The sequence below is a fragment of the Novosphingobium sp. BL-S-19 genome (assembly GCF_055521675.1).
Genome location: NZ_CM145498.1, coordinates 423,041 through 438,155, shown reverse-complemented (window position 1 = coordinate 438,155; position 15,115 = coordinate 423,041). Strand labels below are relative to the sequence as shown.

The following is a 15,115-nucleotide window of genomic DNA, read 5'->3' as shown; positions in this document are numbered from 1 at the left end:
CTTGTTTTGTAAATATTGAATGTTATTCTATATATTGAACAATGAGCATCACAGACCCCCTCGAAGACGCCGTGCGCGCCAGCAAGGCCCCCGCCATCGCCCGGGCAGCGGCCGTGCTGCGCCTGCTGGGCAAGCGCGGATCGCCGATGGGGGTGCAGGCCATCGCCCGCGAACTGGGGCTGGTGCCCAGCACCTGCCTCTATGTTCTAAGGGCCTTGGTGGCCGAGGAATTCGTGGCTTTCGATCCCGATACCAAGCGCTACGCACTCGATGCCGGCGTGCTCACGCTTGCGCGCGGATGGCTGAAGCGGGACCAGTTCAACGACCTTGCGCAAGGCCCTCTCGACCGCATCTCGCGCGACTTCGGGCTGACCACATTGGGTGTGCAGGTATTCGGGCTGGATCACATCATCGTCACGGCGATGGCGCAATCGGGCGAGGCATTCCAGCTCTCCACCCAAGTGGGTAGCCGCTTCCCCGCGCTGGTTTCCGCCACCGGCCGCTGCATTGCCGCCTTCGGCGTGGAGGACCTTGAAACCCTGCACCCGCGCTTCGAAACGTTGCGCTGGGACCATGCGCCGTCATGGGAAGAATGGTGCGCGCAAGTCGCCGAAGCGCGGCTGACCGGCGTGGCCGTGGATGACGGCCACTACATTGCCGGCGTCACCGTGATCGCCACGCCGGTGTGGAAAGACGGTCGCGGCAGCGGCGCGCCTTCCCATGCACTTGTCGCCATCGGCATCGGCGCAACGCTGCGCGGCGAGATGGACCGGGTAAAGCAGGCCCTGGTCGGCGCGGCCCGCTCACTGAGCGAGCATCTGGCAGGCTAGGCGATCCGCACCCGCCCGACCTACTCGATGGTCACGCCTGCCACGCGCCACACGCCATTTTCGCGCGCCAGTGAAACCGTCTCCACTGCATTCGCCTTGTTGGCGTAGCTGGTGCGGAACTTCACGACTTCATAGCCGGCAGGCGGCGCGGGCAGGTTCTCCTGACTGAGTAATGTGCGAAAAATCACCGCCCCCAGCGGCACACGCACCTTTTCGGAAGTCTCCGCCCATACCTGCAGGGTGTTCAGCTTCTGGAAGGCGGAGCCGGTGCCCTTGTAGCTATCCTCCCAGCGCCCCTGATCCACCAGCGTCAACCATTGGCGCGCCGCATCGACGACCTCCTGATTGACCGCACTGGTCGGTGTTGGCGATGGTGGTGTGGCGACTTGCGTGAGGCTGGCGAGCGCCAGAAGGCCGAGGGCAAAGGTCATGAGCAGAACTCCGATGCTGATCCGGGGATGGCGATGGAGCCACCCCGCGCCGCCGATCGGCGCCTCTGCCTGATCCGCTCGGACCGCCGCCGCGTCTCCCCCGATTCCCGCGTCCACAAGCAATTCGGGGGCCGGAGAGGCTCCTCTATCCCCCTCCACTTCCAGCAGCAGACGCGCCGCCTCCCGGCTGCTGGACACCGCCATCTTGCGCCGCGCATCGCGCAGCCGCTCGTTGATCGTATGGACCGAAAGGTCGAGGCTGCGGGCAATCGACTTGGCATCGTGCCCGCGCACGATCAGGCGAAGCGTCTGCTTCTCCTTCTCGGTAAGGCCCCAGGAAGCGTGGTGCACCGGCATGTTCATACCTTCCGGTGCCTAATGTACGCGGTGCAGCCTCAGCCACCCCGAAAATCTTGTACCTTCGGCCCGGGCGATGGTCTCCGGCGTGGTCGTGGCGCCCCGATCCTGTGACCGGTGCGCCCCAAGTCAGTTCAGGTCACGTCAGTTCAGGTCACGTCAGGTCAGGCCGCCGCGCGGGCCGGGAACTGGGCCATCAGCTTGCCCACTTCCTTCTCCACCTTTTCGGGATTGAGCTTCGTGCCGACATCGTCGACGGCCTGCCCATGCCAGAGCGGCCGCTTCGTCTTGGCATCGAAAACATCGACCGAAAGCTGCCCCTCGCGATACTGATGCACGTCCACCTGGCGCCCGAACGCGCCCCAGGTCTCGATATCCGTCTTGTCCTTGGCCCCCACGGTTATGACCACGGCCAGATCGCCCGCGGACCCTTTGGTGTAGCCCTTGCCGGTCAGGCCCTGCTCGATATCCATGCGGATACGTTCGTAGGCGACGGGATCGATCCCAGCCGGCGGACCGGGGTTCACGAAATAGAACGTCTTGTAATCGGCAAAATTGACGCCCGGCGTCGCATCGGACGAGACTTTCGCAAAAGTGGCAACCGGTGTCGCAATCATGGCCGCAAGCGCCGCGGCAAGTACCAGCTTTTTCATGTTCAGGCTCCGTCGCATGCTGTTCGTCGTATTGGCAGTTCGTCGTATCGGCGGCAGCATAAGGACGACGCAGGCCCGCGTTGATGAGGATTTTCCCGAGATCGGCGCAAGGGAAGTCCCGATGGGGCTCGCCGCCAATTCGCTCTACCAATCGCACGGTGCAATGCCGGAGACTGCACGATGGAACACGGCGCGAGACGGTTCTGGTTCTCTTTCGTCCTGCCGCTGCTCGCCGTGTCGGCACCGGGGTGTACGTCCATCGGCGCGCAACGCATGGGGATCGATCGGTCGGACTATTCCATGCGCCTGCTGCAGAACAACAAGGAGCAATTGCTGCTGAATATCGTGGCGATACGCTATGGCGATGCGCCCGCCTTCCTGGAAGTGGGCTCGGTCATCAGCCAGTACACGCGCGAAGGTTCGCTTCACGCCGATTTCGGCATCAATCCCGCCCCCGACGATGCCAGCGGGGCCGCCGGCGCCAATGTCCTGCTGCGGGAAACGCCCACGATCACTTACGCACCGCTATCGGGGGAGCGCTTCTCGCGCAGCATGTTGTCGCCCATCCCTCCCGCTTCGCTGCTGGCGATGATGGAGGCGGGATGGTCCGCCGAATACCTCCTCCGGCTGTCGGCCCGATCGATCAACGGCGTTCGCGCGGGCAGTCACGATCCCCTGTTCGCCGGCGCGGCCGATCCGCAGTTTTCCCTCATCATCAAGGCGATCGGACGTTTGCAGCGCAGCGGCGGCATTGCCCTGCATATCGAGCGCGACGAGAAATCGCACTTCACGGCCCGCGCCATCCTGTCGAGAGAACCTTCGGCGAGCGATCGCGCGGATCTCGACTTCATCCGCCATGCCCTCAATCTGCCGGGCGATGCCAAGGAACTCGCGATCCGTTTCGGGGCGGCCCAGCCGGCGTCCGGCCAACTGGCGATAGGCTCCCGCTCGATGTTCGAAATCCTGACGGAAATGGCACAGGGCGTCGACATTCCCGACAAAGATCGCAATGGCAGGGCCTCCGACGGGCAAACCGATCCCGCCGGAGCGTCTCCTCTCGTCCGCATCCATTGCGGCGCCGCCCGCCCTGCCGATCCGCATGTCGCGGTCCGCTATCGCGGCAACTGGTTCTGGATCGACGGCACGGACAGCGAATCCAAGCGCATGTTTCTGATCGCCCAGATATTGCTGTCGCTCAACGATTCCAGCAGCGCCAACAATGCGCCGCTGGTGACCATCCCGACCGGCTGAACGGCAGGCTTCTGAGCGCCCGGAATGGAAGTTTTCCTACGCCGCGCCGCTCTGCCATGGTCGCCTGCGCAGCGGTCTTTGACATCGTCGGAAAGAGTGGGGGTCGGAAAGAGTGGGGATCGAAAATAGTCGGCCGCCCCACCGCAAGGCGACACGCACCGGCGGAAAGTGTCACCTTGCACGGCACAAGGCGACACTTTCAGCGCACAAGGTGACGGTTCGCCCCCGCAAGGTGACAGTTTTCACGGCCCGGAGGCGGGTTTTTCCTCTGGACCGTGTCAACTGTGTCAACCGGGTTGGATCAGGCCCGATGGTCAGGATGGTCGCTTGTTGAGGAGGACGGTGCGCAGCATCGACAGGGCTGTCTCGCCGCGCTGGTTGGTCAGTTCGTGCTTGAAGACGACGATGCCCTGCGTGGGGCGCGACTTGCTCTCGCGCATTTCGACCACTTCGGAATGGCAGGTGAGTGTATCGCCGATGAAGGTCGGCTTGGGCGTCACCACTTTGTCGAAGCCCAGGTTGGCGACGAGCGTGCCCACGGTGGTGTCCGCGATGGACAGGCCGACGGCGAGGCTGAAGGTGAAAGTGGAATTGACGAGGATCTGGCCGAACTCGCTCTGCTTGGCGAACTCGGCATCCAGATGAAGCGGCTGCATGTTGTGCGTCATGGCCGAGAACATCAGGTTGTCAGTCTCGGTAACGGTGCGGCTGGGCTGGTGGGTGATCCTGTCGCCCACGGTCCATTCGTCGAAAAAGCGGCCCGGCAAAATCGTATCTCCCCTTGATGGTCCGGCCGGCGCAGGGCACCGGCCGGTAGAATTGGTCAGCGCGTCATCACGCGAAGCTGCGGCGCGCGTTGGCCGTGCGGAATGCGCTGGTACGAAAAGTCGATGCGGGTGATCCGGCGCGGTCCGCTGGTCAGCGACGTAATCCGTGTGCACGCACCCGAAGTCACGCGGCCGTGGACCGGGATCGTCTGCTGCCGGCCATTGTCGAAACGCACGGTGTAGTTGTTCAGGCTGATCGACGCGAGGCGGGCGCAGACCTGAATCTGCCGATAGCGGTTCGAACTGCGCGTGTTGACCGAATCCCGCGAACTGCCGACGCTCAGCGTCCGCGACGCCAACACGCGCCAGGCGGAAGGCGGCTGCGCATCGGCGGGCGAGAGGGCGACGATGGGAGTGAGGACGGCCAGACTAACTGCGGGAAGATACGAAAGCTTCATGGGAACTCTCCTCGTATCGAGTCCGTCACGAACGCGCGGACAGATGAGGGGCTAGGCCGATCCCACGCAAATGCAACGGGAACCGGCCTGCTCCCGCCTCAAGCCTCCGTCGGTTCGACGCGCGCCAGCAGGGCTTCGACCTGAATCTGCGCCCCGGCAACGGCATTGAGTTCGGCCACCACGCCATCGAACGGCGCGGTAAGCGTGTGCTCCATCTTCATCGCTTCGAGGGTGAGCAGCTTCTGGCCCTTGGTGACAGCCTGCCCTTGCGTGACCTCGACCGCGATCACCTTGCCCGGCATCGGCGCCAGGATCGCGCCCGAGGCATCCGCCCCGCCATGCACGCCATCGCGGCGCCAGGGGGTGAGCAGCCAGGCCTGCCCCTGCTCGGTGACGAGCACGGCCTCGTCGGGGTCTTCGCTGCCTTCACCCGTCAGCGCGATCTCGACCTTCTCGCCATCGAGCGAGAACCATGCGGCCTGCGCCGGCGCCGCATTGAGGCGGAAACCCGCCAGCGGGTTGACGGGCACCAGCGAGTTGGCGGCGGCCTCCAGCACTTCGTCCGAAGGCATGGGCGTTTCTGCCATGGCCTCGCCATCGCGGCCGATCAGGCCGGTGTCGACCTTGCCCGCCGCGAAGTCGGGATGCTGCAGGGCCTTCACCAGGAACGAGGCATTGGTGCGCACCGGCCAGACGGCGGTGTCCTCCAGCATCTCGCCCAGCCGTTCGCGCGCTTCGTCGCGGTCCTCGCCCCAGGCGATGACTTTGGCGATCATCGGGTCGTAGAAGGGTGAGACTTCGGCTCCTTCGTAGACGCCGGTGTCGATGCGGCCGCCTTCTGCCTCGCCGAACTCCAGCAGTTCCAGCTTGCCGATGCTGGGCAGGAAGCCCTTCGCCGGGTCCTCGGCATAGAGGCGCGCTTCCATCGCCCAGCCGTCGATGGTCAGGTCTTCTTGGGACTTTGGCAACGGCTCTCCGCTGGCGACCAGAAGCTGCCATTCGACCAGATCGACGCCGGTGATCTCCTCGGTCACCGGATGTTCGACCTGCAGGCGCGTGTTCATTTCCATGAACCAGATGCGGTCAGCGGAAAGCGGGCCCGAACCGTCGGCGATGAACTCGATTGTGCCGGCGCCGACGTAATCGACCGCCTTGGCCGCACGCACCGCTGCCGCGCAGAGCGCCTCGCGCGTCGCGGGATCCATGCCGGGCGCGGGGGCTTCCTCGATCACCTTCTGGTGACGGCGCTGAAGCGAGCAGTCGCGTTCGAACAGATGGACGACGTTGCCGTGGCTATCGCCGAAGACCTGCACCTCGATGTGGCGCGGGCTGGCGATGTACTTCTCGATCAGCACATGGTCGTTGCCGAACGAGGACGCCGCCTCGCGCTTGCACGATGCCAGCGCGTCCTCGAAAGCCTCCGGCGTCTCGACCAACCGCATGCCCTTGCCGCCGCCGCCGGCGACCGCCTTGATCAGCACCGGATAGCCGATCTTCGCAGCCTCTTCGGCCAGGAAGGCAGGCTCCTGATTTGCGCCCATGTAGCCCGGCGTCACCGGTACTCCGGCCGCGGCCATCAACGTCTTCGCCGCGTCCTTCAGCCCCATCGCGGTGATCGAGGACGGGTTAGGCCCGACCCACACCAGCCCCGCATCCTTCACCGCCTGTGCGAACTCGGCGTTCTCGGACAGGAAGCCGTAGCCGGGGTGGATCGCCTCGGCACCGGTCTGCTTGGCTGCAGCAAGGATCTTCTCGCCAACGAGGTAGCTCTCCCGCGCCGGTGAAGGCCCGATATGCACCGCCTCGTCCGCCTCGCGCACATGCAGCGCATCGGCGTCCGCGTCGGAATAGACCGCGACAGTGCGGATGCCCATCTGGCGGGCCGTGCGGATGACGCGGCAGGCGATCTCGCCGCGATTGGCGATCAGGAGCGACTGAATCATTGTGTGCTTTCCGGTGCGTGAAGCCCGGCACAAGCCGAAAGCGGCTCGACCGTGTAACTGAGGTTGGCGACCATCCACTTCCCTTCGCGCCTGACGATCGTGAAGTTGTCGATGCCGCAATGACTGTTCTTCCCGTCGATCGAGAAGACGTATGGCGCCCAGACCTGGGCCAGATCGCCGCGCTGGAGCACCGTTGGCACCCCGATCTTCTCGGCATAGCGTCGCCCGGAAGTATCGTCCGGTTTGCCAACCAGATCGGCGTTGGGCCTGACGCGCCAGTTGGGCATCGCGCCCCTCAGGTCCAAGACATAAGTCGTGCCGTCTGCTGCGAAAGTGCGCTGCATGTCGACCTGCTTTCCGCTGGCGATGGCGGCCAGCATAGCGTTCGCCGCGAACAGGATCGCCGTGCGATCATCCCCCATCGGCGGCGGTGGAACCATCATCATCGGCAGCAGCATCGCGAGGCTCATGGCACGGCACTCCTATGCAGGTCATTCGGTCAGGGATGGCGTTCGGGAAACCCGTGGCGCGTATGCAGCGCCGCAAGCACACCCTCGATATCGCCCGCGAAGCCGCCCTCGGCAAAGGCGAGCGCGGGAAGGTTCTGATTGGCCTCGCCCAGCATGGCAACCACCGCCGCGCGCGGACGCGGCCAGCCGACGCGAACCACTTCGATCTTGCTCGCGCGTTCCGGGAACAGCGCCAGCAGGCCCTCCACCGTCACGCAATCCTTGCAATAGAAGCGACGCTCGCCGCCGAATGCCGGATCGGCGTAGTCGGTATCGAGTACGAAGAGAGTATCCATATCGGCCATCGCCATCACATCCTGAACACGCCGAACTGCGGCCTTTCGGGGATCGGTGCCTCAAGGCACGCCGCCAGCGCAAGGCCCAGCACGTCGCGGGTCTGCGCGGGGTCGATCACCCCGTCATCCCACAGGCGCGCCGTGGCGTAATAGGGGTTGCCCTCATCCTCGTACTTCTGGCGGATCGGCGCCTTGAACGCCTCCGCCTCCTCGGGCGACCACTTCGCGGCATCGCGGTGAACGGTCGCCAGCACCGATGCCGCCTGCTCGCCGCCCATCACCGAGATGCGCGCATTGGGCCAAGTGAACAGGAAACGCGGGTCATAAGCGCGCCCGCACATGCCGTAGTTGCCCGCACCAAACGAGCCGCCGATCAGCACGGTGATCTTAGGAACCGTGGCGGTTGCCACCGCGGTGACGAGCTTGGCGCCATGCTTGGCGATGCCCTCCGCCTCGTACTTGCCGCCGACCATGAAGCCGGAGATGTTCTGGAGGAACAGCAGCGGAATACGGCGCTGGCAGGCCAGTTCGATGAAGTGTGCGCCCTTCTGCGCGCTCTCCGAGAACAACACGCCGTTGTTGGCAAGGATCGCCACCGGCTGCCCGTGAATATGCGCGAAACCGCAGACCAAGGTGGTACCGTAGAGCGCCTTGAACTCGTGGAACTCGCTGCCATCGACGATGCGGGCGATCACCTCATGCACGTCGTAGGGTGCGCGCACGTCCTCCGGCACAACTGCATAGAGTTCTTCCGGATCGTACTTGGGCGGACGCGGTTCGCGCAGCGGTTGATCGTGATGATGCAGCGGGCCGAGATGGCTGACGATGTCACGCACGATGGTCAACGCGTGCTCGTCATTGTCGGCAAGGTGATCGGTCACACCCGACTTGCGGCTGTGGAGATCGCCGCCGCCAAGGTCTTCGGCCGAGATCACTTCGCCCGTCGCCGCCTGCACCAGCGGCGGACCGGCGAGGAAGATCGTGCCCTGCTCCTTCACGATCACCGATTCGTCGCTCATCGCCGGAACATAGGCGCCGCCGGCGGTGCAGCTTCCCATCACGCAGGCGACCTGCGGAATGCCCCTCGCGGACATCTGCGCCTGGTTGAAGAAGATGCGGCCGAAGTGGTCGCGGTCCGGAAACACCTCTGCCTGATGCGGCAGATTGGCGCCACCGCTGTCGACCAGATAGATGCACGGCAGGTTGTTTTCTTGCGCGATTTCCTGCGCGCGGACGTGCTTCTTTACGGTGATCGGGTAATAGGTGCCGCCTTTCACGGTGGCATCGTTGCAGACGATCATGCACTGGCGGCCGGAAACCGTGCCGATGGCGGTAATCAGCCCGGCGCCGGGAATGTCGTCCTCATAGAGTCCTTCCGCGGCAAGCTGTCCCAGTTCCAGCAGCGGCGAGCCGGGATCGAGCAGCCGCTCCACGCGCTCCCGCGGCAGCAGCTTGCCGCGCGAGACATGGCGTTCGCGCGATTTCTCGTTCCCGCCGAGCGCCGCCTTGGCGACTTTCTCCCGCAGTTCGGCCACCAGCGCGCGATTGTGGCGATCACGCGCCTGCGCTTCGGGGCTGTCGAGATTCAGGCTGGTATGGAGCACCGGTGCGCTCATGCTTGTTTCTCCGGTCCGGCCATTTCGGCCTCTTCCCATGATCGAATGGTTTGTCCGACCTATGTAGACAAGCCGAAACGCCAGCGGAAATTGAAAGTTTCCGCCCTTCGTAATAGATCGTGCCTATGATCGACCAATATCTGCTGCGTTACTTCCTGGCCGTGGCCGAGACCGGCAATTTCAGCCGCGCGGCGCGGGCGGTCAGCGTCACGCAGCCGACGCTTTCCGCCGGGATCGCCAAGCTGGAACGCGAATTGGGCGCCCGGCTGTTCGACAGGGATCGCCAGCGCGTTGCCCTGACCCCGGCGGGAAGCCGCTTCCTCATCCGCGCCCGCCGCATCGCCGCCGAATACGAGCACGCACTGGTCGAACTGGCCGAGCCCGCCGAGCCAAGCCTGTTGCGCGTGGGCGTACTGAACACCATCCCCACCCGCGTGATAGGCCGCGCCTTGGCCCAGCATGCCGAGCACGGCGGCGGCGAGGCGCTCGAACTGCTCGACGGCAGCGAGCGCGATCTGGCCGAGCGGCTGGAACGCGGGCGGATCGACGTGGCATTGACCGTGGTTCGTCCCCACCACGCGCGCTATCAGCCCGAAATGCTCGCTCGCGAGCGCTACATGATGGTGCTGCCGCCCGACCATCCACTGGCCGCAGAGCGCGAGATTCTCGCCGAACAACTCGCACAGGACCGCATGGCCCTGCGCCGACACTGTGAGGCCCTGCCAGAGATCAACCGCTTCTTCACCCAACGCGGCGTCCGCCCGCGCTTCGTGCTCAAGACCACCAGCGACGAGCGCGTTCTGTCGGTAATCCGCAGCGGCGCCGGGGTCGGGATGATGCCGGAGGGGTTTGCCGATGGCTCGGTACGGTTCGTGCCGGTGCGCGATTTCGAACTCACGCGTGAGGTGGGTTTGCTGCACGCCGGGAGTGCGAGGAGAAGCGCCTTTCTGGAGATTTTGCGCGGGCTGTATCGGGAAGAAAAGGAGTAAGCAGGGGAGCAAAGCCCCCCTGCACCCCCAATACCGCCCAGGTCAGGTGCCGCTTGCCCGTTGCGCGCCCACGGCGGCGTCGGGAGACATATTGGCTGCGCCGCAAGGAGCGCACTGCGGCTAGGTGGCGCACAACGAAAACATTTTGCGGGTCTGGGGGATCTCCTGAGCTGGTCGAAGGGCCCCAGGACTTCTTTCCTACCTTCAATCTTCTGCCACGACCACCTTCAAACGCGGCATCGTCGCTTCCAGCAGCTTGAGGCTTTTCCAGCCCTCCTCCGGCGAAAGTCCGCCCAGCAAAGGCTGGAAGCCGACATGGCCGACGCCGCCCATGCTGCGCACTTTCTCCACGAGTTGGTCCGGCGTCCATGCAGCGAACATGCCTGCCTGGCGCAGCACGGCCGGATCGGTAAGGCCCTTGAACGGCGAGTTCGAACCGTCGCCTTCCTGTTCGGCCCACTTGGCATATTCGGTGATGACGTGGACCACGTGCGGCGCAATCGCGTCCCATCCCGCATCGGGATCCTCGCAAAGATGGACCGCCAGCGGCATACCCGGCGTCGGGCGGAAATAGGTGCGCGGCGCATGACCGAGCCGTTCGCATTCGGCAAGGTAGAGGTCGATGAGTTCAGGCTTCATCGGCCCGAAGCCCACGCCGAACTTCGCCGCGCGCTTGGCCGATGCGGGCACGCCGCCGCCGACCATGACGATGTCTTCCGGCGTCTGAACCGGCAGCGGGCGGACGTAGATCGGGCGGCCGTCGAACTCGAACTTCTCACCCCGCAATGCGCGCAGGATCACCTCCAGCCCTTCGTCCATCAGCCGCGCGCGGTCCTTCAGGGACTTGCGGAACATGGCGAACTCGAACGGCACATAGCCAGCACCGAAGATGACATTGAGCCGCCCGTTGGACATCTGATCGACCACCGCGATCTGCTCGGCCAGTTCGACCGGATCGTGCAGCGGCAAAACCACCGCGCCGAGCATGAAACGGATGCGGCTGGTAACCGCCGCCATGCCACCCGCTAGAGTGAACGGCTGCGGCAGGTAGCCGTCGTCCGAGCCATGATGCTGCATCAGCCCGATCTGGTCGGCGCCGATCCTGTCGACGAAGGCGGCCATCTCGATTGCTGCGCGGTAGAGTTCGTGCGTGGGCGCTGCCCAGTCGGGCGAACGCATGTCGAACGAGACATGGATGCGGGTGTTCTTCATGAGCCGACTTCCCTCCAGCAACGACGGCCCCGGTGGTGCGGCAATCGCCTTCACGCGGCAATTTCGCGGCGGCAGATACCGCCCCGGCGGTCAGGCCGGTTCGAGTTCCGTCATTGCCGTTTGGGGTTCAAGCCTTGGCGAGAGTTCGGCCACCCGGGCGCGGTAGGCGGTGACACCGGTCTCCTTCACCGCACCGAATCCGGCGATGAGCGCGGGGGCGGCGGCAAGTTCGATCGCCGTGTCCATCGTCGTTGGCTCCACCTTCGCGGCGATCCCGCGCACAAGGTCGCGGTACTCGCCAATCAGCGCGCGTTCCATGCGGCGCTCGGCGGTGTGACCGAACGGATCGAGCCATGTTCCGCGTAGCCCCTTGGCTTTCGCGAGCGCGGCGAAGACGGGGAATATCCAGCTTCCGAAGGCAATCTTGCGCGGGCGGCCAGTCTTACGATCCTTGCGGAAAGCCAGCAACGGCGGGGCGAGGTGGAGCTTGAGGCGCGGCTTACCATCGAAGGTGTCGGACAGGCCCGCACGGAAGGCCGATGCGCTGTGGAGGCGCGCGACTTCGTACTCGTCCTTGTAGGCCATGAGCCGACCAAGCTGGCGCGCGATCTCGCGCAGCAGAGGTTCGCTGTCCTCCAGCCCGCGCGCCGCCAGCGTGCCCGCAACCTCATCGAGGAACTTGCGGTAATCCGCAGCATAGGCCGCGTTCTGCCAGTCGGTCAGCAGGCGCGCGTAGCTTGCGGTCACGGTCGCCAGATCGCGCGGCGGCTCGGGCGCGGAAGGCGCAGCATCGGCGAGCGCAAACAGGTCTTCCCCACCCGCCGCCGCCAACCTTCCCAGCGACAGCGCTGCAAGGTTCGCGCGCACGGCCACGCCGTTCAGCCTCACCGCCTCTTCCACCGAGGCCAGTCGCACCGGCAGCAAGCCCTTCTGCGCGGCAAAGCCCAGCATCATCAGGTTGGTGAAGATCGAATCCCCCAAGAGCCGCGTCGCCAGCGAACCGGCGCGCAGCGAGGCGATCATTCCCGGATCGACGCGCTTGCCGATGGCGCGGAGGAAGCGGCTGGCCGTAAGATCGAGGTTGCGGTTGCGCTGGAATTCACCGGTGGGCACCACATCCTCGTTCGCCAGCACCCGCGTATCGGGCCGCGCCAGCGCCATGACTTCGGGCGAGGAGGCCACCACCAGATCGCAGGCGATCACCAGATCCGCCATGCCCGCGCCCAGTCGTGCGGAGGGGATCGCCGCGGCATCGGCGCCGATGCGGATATGGCTCGCCACCGCCCCGCCCTTCTGTGCCATGCCGGTCTGGTCGAGCACTTTGGCGGCCTTGCCCTCCAGTTGCGCCGCCATCGCCAGCACCGCGCCGACCGTGAGCACGCCAGTGCCGCCGATGCCCGCCACCAACATGGCGGAGGCTCCGCCGGACAAGTCCGCCACCGCCGGGTCGGGTAGCGCCGCGACCATGCGCGCCAGCGCGGCATCGTCCATGCTGCGCTTTCTGAGCGTGCCGCCCGAAACCTCCACGAAGCTGGGACAGAACCCCTTGATGCAGGAGAAATCCTTGTTGCAGCTCGACTGGTCGATGGCGCGCTTGCGGCCGAACTCGGTCTCGACCGGCACGACCGAGAGGCAGTTCGACTGCACCGAACAATCGCCGCACCCTTCGCAGACCGCCGGATTGATCCAGAGCCGCCGGTCGGGATCGGGGTAGCCCCCCTTCTTGCGACGGCGACGCTTCTCGTTGGCACACGTCTGCTCGTAGACGATGGCGCTGGTGCCGGGGAGATCGCGCAAGGTCCGCTGCACCGCGTCCAATTCATCCCGGTGCAGCACGCGGGTTGCCGCGGGCAGATCGGACGCTGCGAAACGCGACGGGTCCTCGCTCACCAGCACCACCGGATGGACGCCCTCCACCGAGAGTTCGCGCACGATCTGTTCGGGGCTGAGCGCGCCCTCTGCAGGCTGCCCGCCGGTCATGGCGACGGCATCGTTGTAGAGGATCTTGAAGGTCACCCGGCTCTTCGCCGCCACCGCCGCGCGGATCGTCAGCAGGCCGGAATGCGTGTAGGTCCCGTCGCCCAGGTTCTGGAACATGTGCGGCGTATCGACGAAATGCTGCGCGCCGATCCAGGGCATCCCCTCCTGCCCCATCGACACCGTCTGCATCGTGTTGCGCTCCGGCATGTAATGGGCAAGGCCGTGGCACCCGGTCGCCCCCATCGCCGCCGATCCTTCGGGCACCACGGTCGAGGTATTGTGCGGGCAGCCCGAGCAGAAATAGGCCGGGCGGATCGCGGTGCGTTCAAGCGCGGCGGCGGAATCCTCCCGCGCGCGCAGCAGGACATCGCGCGCGGCGAGCTCCTCGCGCAGCATGCTCAGCGCCGCCATGCGCGCGATCAGCGCGCGGCGGACGGTGGCCGCATCGAGCACGCCCACTTCGGACAGCAGTGGCGCACCATCCGGCGCGGTCTTGCCCGACAGCGCAGGCGCATCGGAGCGGCCATAGAACAGGCGAGCGATCTGGTCCTCGATAACGGGCCGCTTTTCCTCGACCACCATGACTTCGGCGCTGCCGCCGCAGACCTGCCGCACGAACGCGGCATCGAGCGGCCAGACAAGGCCAAGCTTCACAACCCGAAGCCCCAGCGCCGCACACCCGGCCTCGTCCAGCCCCAGATCCGCCAGCGCCTGACAGAGATCGAGCCAGGCCTTGCCCGCGCTCACCACCGTCAGCCGCGCGCCGGGCGCTTCATGACTCACGCGGTTGATGCGGTTGAACGCGGTGAACAGCGGCACGATCGGCAGGCGTCGCTCGATCACCATCCGCTCCTGCTCCAGCGCCGACATTGCGATGCGCAAGTTTGGAGAGGGACCGGCGGGAATCTCCGGCAGGGCAATCGGAAAGCTGTGTCCCGGCAGCGTGACGGTCGTGGTCAGGTCCAGCGTGTCGGTCACTGCCTTCATCGCCACATAGAGCCCGCTGGCGCGCGACAGCGCCCAGCCGAACTGGCCGAAGCTGAGAATCTCGTCGGTCGTCGCCGGGTAGAGCACTGGGACCATCGCGGTAATCAGCACATGTTCGGATTGATGCGCGGTCAGCGAGGACTTGGCCGCATGGTCGTCCCCGCAAAGCAGCAGCGCGCCGCCCTTGGGGTGCGTGCCTTCGAAATTCGCCGCCTTGATCGCCTCCCCCGCGCGCTCGACGCCGACACCCTTTGCGTACCAGAGCGCGAAGACACCCTCGACGTTGGGCTTACCATACCAGTCGAGCTGCTGGGTGCCGCGCACCGAGGTGGCCGCCAGTTCCTCGTTCAGACCGGGCTCGAAACGCACATGATGTTCGGTGAGCAGCTTTTCGGAAGCCCACAACTGCGCATCGAGCGTGGTGATCGGGGAGCCGCGATAGCCGGTAACATAGCCCGCCGTGTTCAGCCCCGCTGCACGGTCGCGTCGCGATTGATCCAACAGCAGGCGCACGACACCCTGCAAGGCCGAGAGCATCACTTGCCCATCGACTTGCCTGTACTTGTCTTCCAGCGTGACGACCGTCTTGGTCACTCGGATCCCCGGTTTTCCTGTCCTTTCTCGCGGCCTTTCAGATGGCGCGCGGGGGTGCAAGCGGGGAGCGCGCGGTGCGCCGTGGGGGTCAATTGGGGGTGCGGTTGGGTCCGCTTTCGATCCCTTTCAATCCTCCCCTGCAACGGGAAGGTGACCGCCCCCGCTCATCCTGAGCTTGTCGAAGGAAGGGCGGTGGAGGGACGTCACCCTCTCGGTAGCGAACTACCGCGCCGGTTACACCC

General features: G+C 65.5%; 13 protein-coding genes. 3 read left to right on the top strand and 10 right to left on the bottom strand.

What is annotated here, in order from left to right; genetic code table 11:
* The first annotated feature begins 41 nt into the window (after positions 1–41).
* A complete protein-coding gene (locus ACZ1JV_RS10375; protein ID WP_465151493.1) occupies positions 42–830 on the top strand; it encodes an IclR family transcriptional regulator in 789 nt (262 codons plus the stop codon).
* Positions 831–850: 20 nt separating this feature from the next.
* Here ACZ1JV_RS10375 and ACZ1JV_RS10370 read toward each other — a convergent pair whose 3' ends face one another.
* Together ACZ1JV_RS10370 and ACZ1JV_RS10365 are read right to left on the bottom strand one after the other, a co-directional pair.
* On the bottom strand, positions 851–1,624 hold the full coding sequence (locus tag ACZ1JV_RS10370; RefSeq protein ID WP_465151492.1) for a helix-turn-helix domain-containing protein: 774 nt from the start codon (positions 1,622–1,624) through the stop codon (positions 851–853).
* 158 nt (positions 1,625–1,782) lie between these two features.
* Positions 1,783–2,271: a DUF4136 domain-containing protein gene (locus ACZ1JV_RS10365; RefSeq protein WP_465151491.1), complete on the bottom strand. Its 489-nt coding sequence runs from the start codon at positions 2,269–2,271 to the stop codon at positions 1,783–1,785.
* A 180-nt stretch (positions 2,272–2,451) separates the two neighbouring features.
* Here ACZ1JV_RS10365 and ACZ1JV_RS10360 point away from each other — a divergent pair, with 180 nt between their 5' ends.
* Positions 2,452–3,522 (top strand): hypothetical protein, encoded by a 1,071-nt coding sequence (locus tag ACZ1JV_RS10360; protein WP_465151490.1) that lies wholly within the window; start codon positions 2,452–2,454, stop codon positions 3,520–3,522.
* Between the two features lie 314 nt (positions 3,523–3,836).
* Here ACZ1JV_RS10360 and ACZ1JV_RS10355 read toward each other — a convergent pair whose 3' ends face one another.
* The 6 genes from ACZ1JV_RS10355 to ACZ1JV_RS10330 all read right to left on the bottom strand — a co-directional run bounded on the left by ACZ1JV_RS10355 (position 3,837) and on the right by ACZ1JV_RS10330 (position 9,111).
* Positions 3,837–4,292, bottom strand: coding sequence for a MaoC family dehydratase (locus ACZ1JV_RS10355; RefSeq protein ID WP_465152542.1), 456 nt, complete (start codon positions 4,290–4,292; stop codon positions 3,837–3,839).
* 53 nt (positions 4,293–4,345) lie between these two features.
* Entirely contained in the window at positions 4,346–4,747 is a 402-nt protein-coding gene (locus ACZ1JV_RS10350) for a hypothetical protein (protein WP_465151489.1), read from the bottom strand.
* 98 nt (positions 4,748–4,845) lie between these two features.
* A complete protein-coding gene (locus tag ACZ1JV_RS10345; protein ID WP_465151488.1) occupies positions 4,846–6,690 on the bottom strand; it encodes an acetyl/propionyl/methylcrotonyl-CoA carboxylase subunit alpha in 1,845 nt (614 codons plus the stop codon).
* The gene (locus ACZ1JV_RS10340) at positions 6,687–7,160 is read right to left on the bottom strand and encodes a hypothetical protein (protein WP_465151487.1); all 474 of its coding nucleotides are present in this window, start codon (positions 7,158–7,160) and stop codon (positions 6,687–6,689) included. Before ACZ1JV_RS10340 ends, ACZ1JV_RS10345 begins: the two co-directional genes overlap by 4 nt.
* A gap of 29 nt (positions 7,161–7,189) precedes the next feature.
* Positions 7,190–7,504, bottom strand: coding sequence for a DUF3088 family protein (locus ACZ1JV_RS10335; protein WP_465151486.1), 315 nt, complete (start codon positions 7,502–7,504; stop codon positions 7,190–7,192).
* Positions 7,505–7,509: 5 nt separating this feature from the next.
* Complete coding sequence (locus ACZ1JV_RS10330) at positions 7,510–9,111, bottom strand: carboxyl transferase domain-containing protein (protein WP_465151485.1); 1,602 nt, start codon at positions 9,109–9,111, stop codon at positions 7,510–7,512.
* Positions 9,112–9,236: 125 nt separating this feature from the next.
* On the opposite strand from ACZ1JV_RS10330, the gene ACZ1JV_RS10325 reads away from it, so the two are divergent.
* Complete coding sequence (locus ACZ1JV_RS10325) at positions 9,237–10,100, top strand: LysR family transcriptional regulator (RefSeq protein WP_465151484.1); 864 nt, start codon at positions 9,237–9,239, stop codon at positions 10,098–10,100.
* Positions 10,101–10,304: 204 nt separating this feature from the next.
* Here ACZ1JV_RS10325 and ACZ1JV_RS10320 read toward each other — a convergent pair whose 3' ends face one another.
* Both ACZ1JV_RS10320 and ACZ1JV_RS10315 read right to left on the bottom strand, forming a co-directional pair.
* Positions 10,305–11,312 (bottom strand): LLM class flavin-dependent oxidoreductase, encoded by a 1,008-nt coding sequence (locus ACZ1JV_RS10320; RefSeq protein ID WP_465151483.1) that lies wholly within the window; start codon positions 11,310–11,312, stop codon positions 10,305–10,307.
* Positions 11,313–11,402: 90 nt separating this feature from the next.
* On the bottom strand, positions 11,403–14,873 hold the full coding sequence (locus ACZ1JV_RS10315; protein ID WP_465151482.1) for an indolepyruvate ferredoxin oxidoreductase family protein: 3,471 nt from the start codon (positions 14,871–14,873) through the stop codon (positions 11,403–11,405).
* Positions 14,874–15,115: the final 242 nt, after the last annotated feature.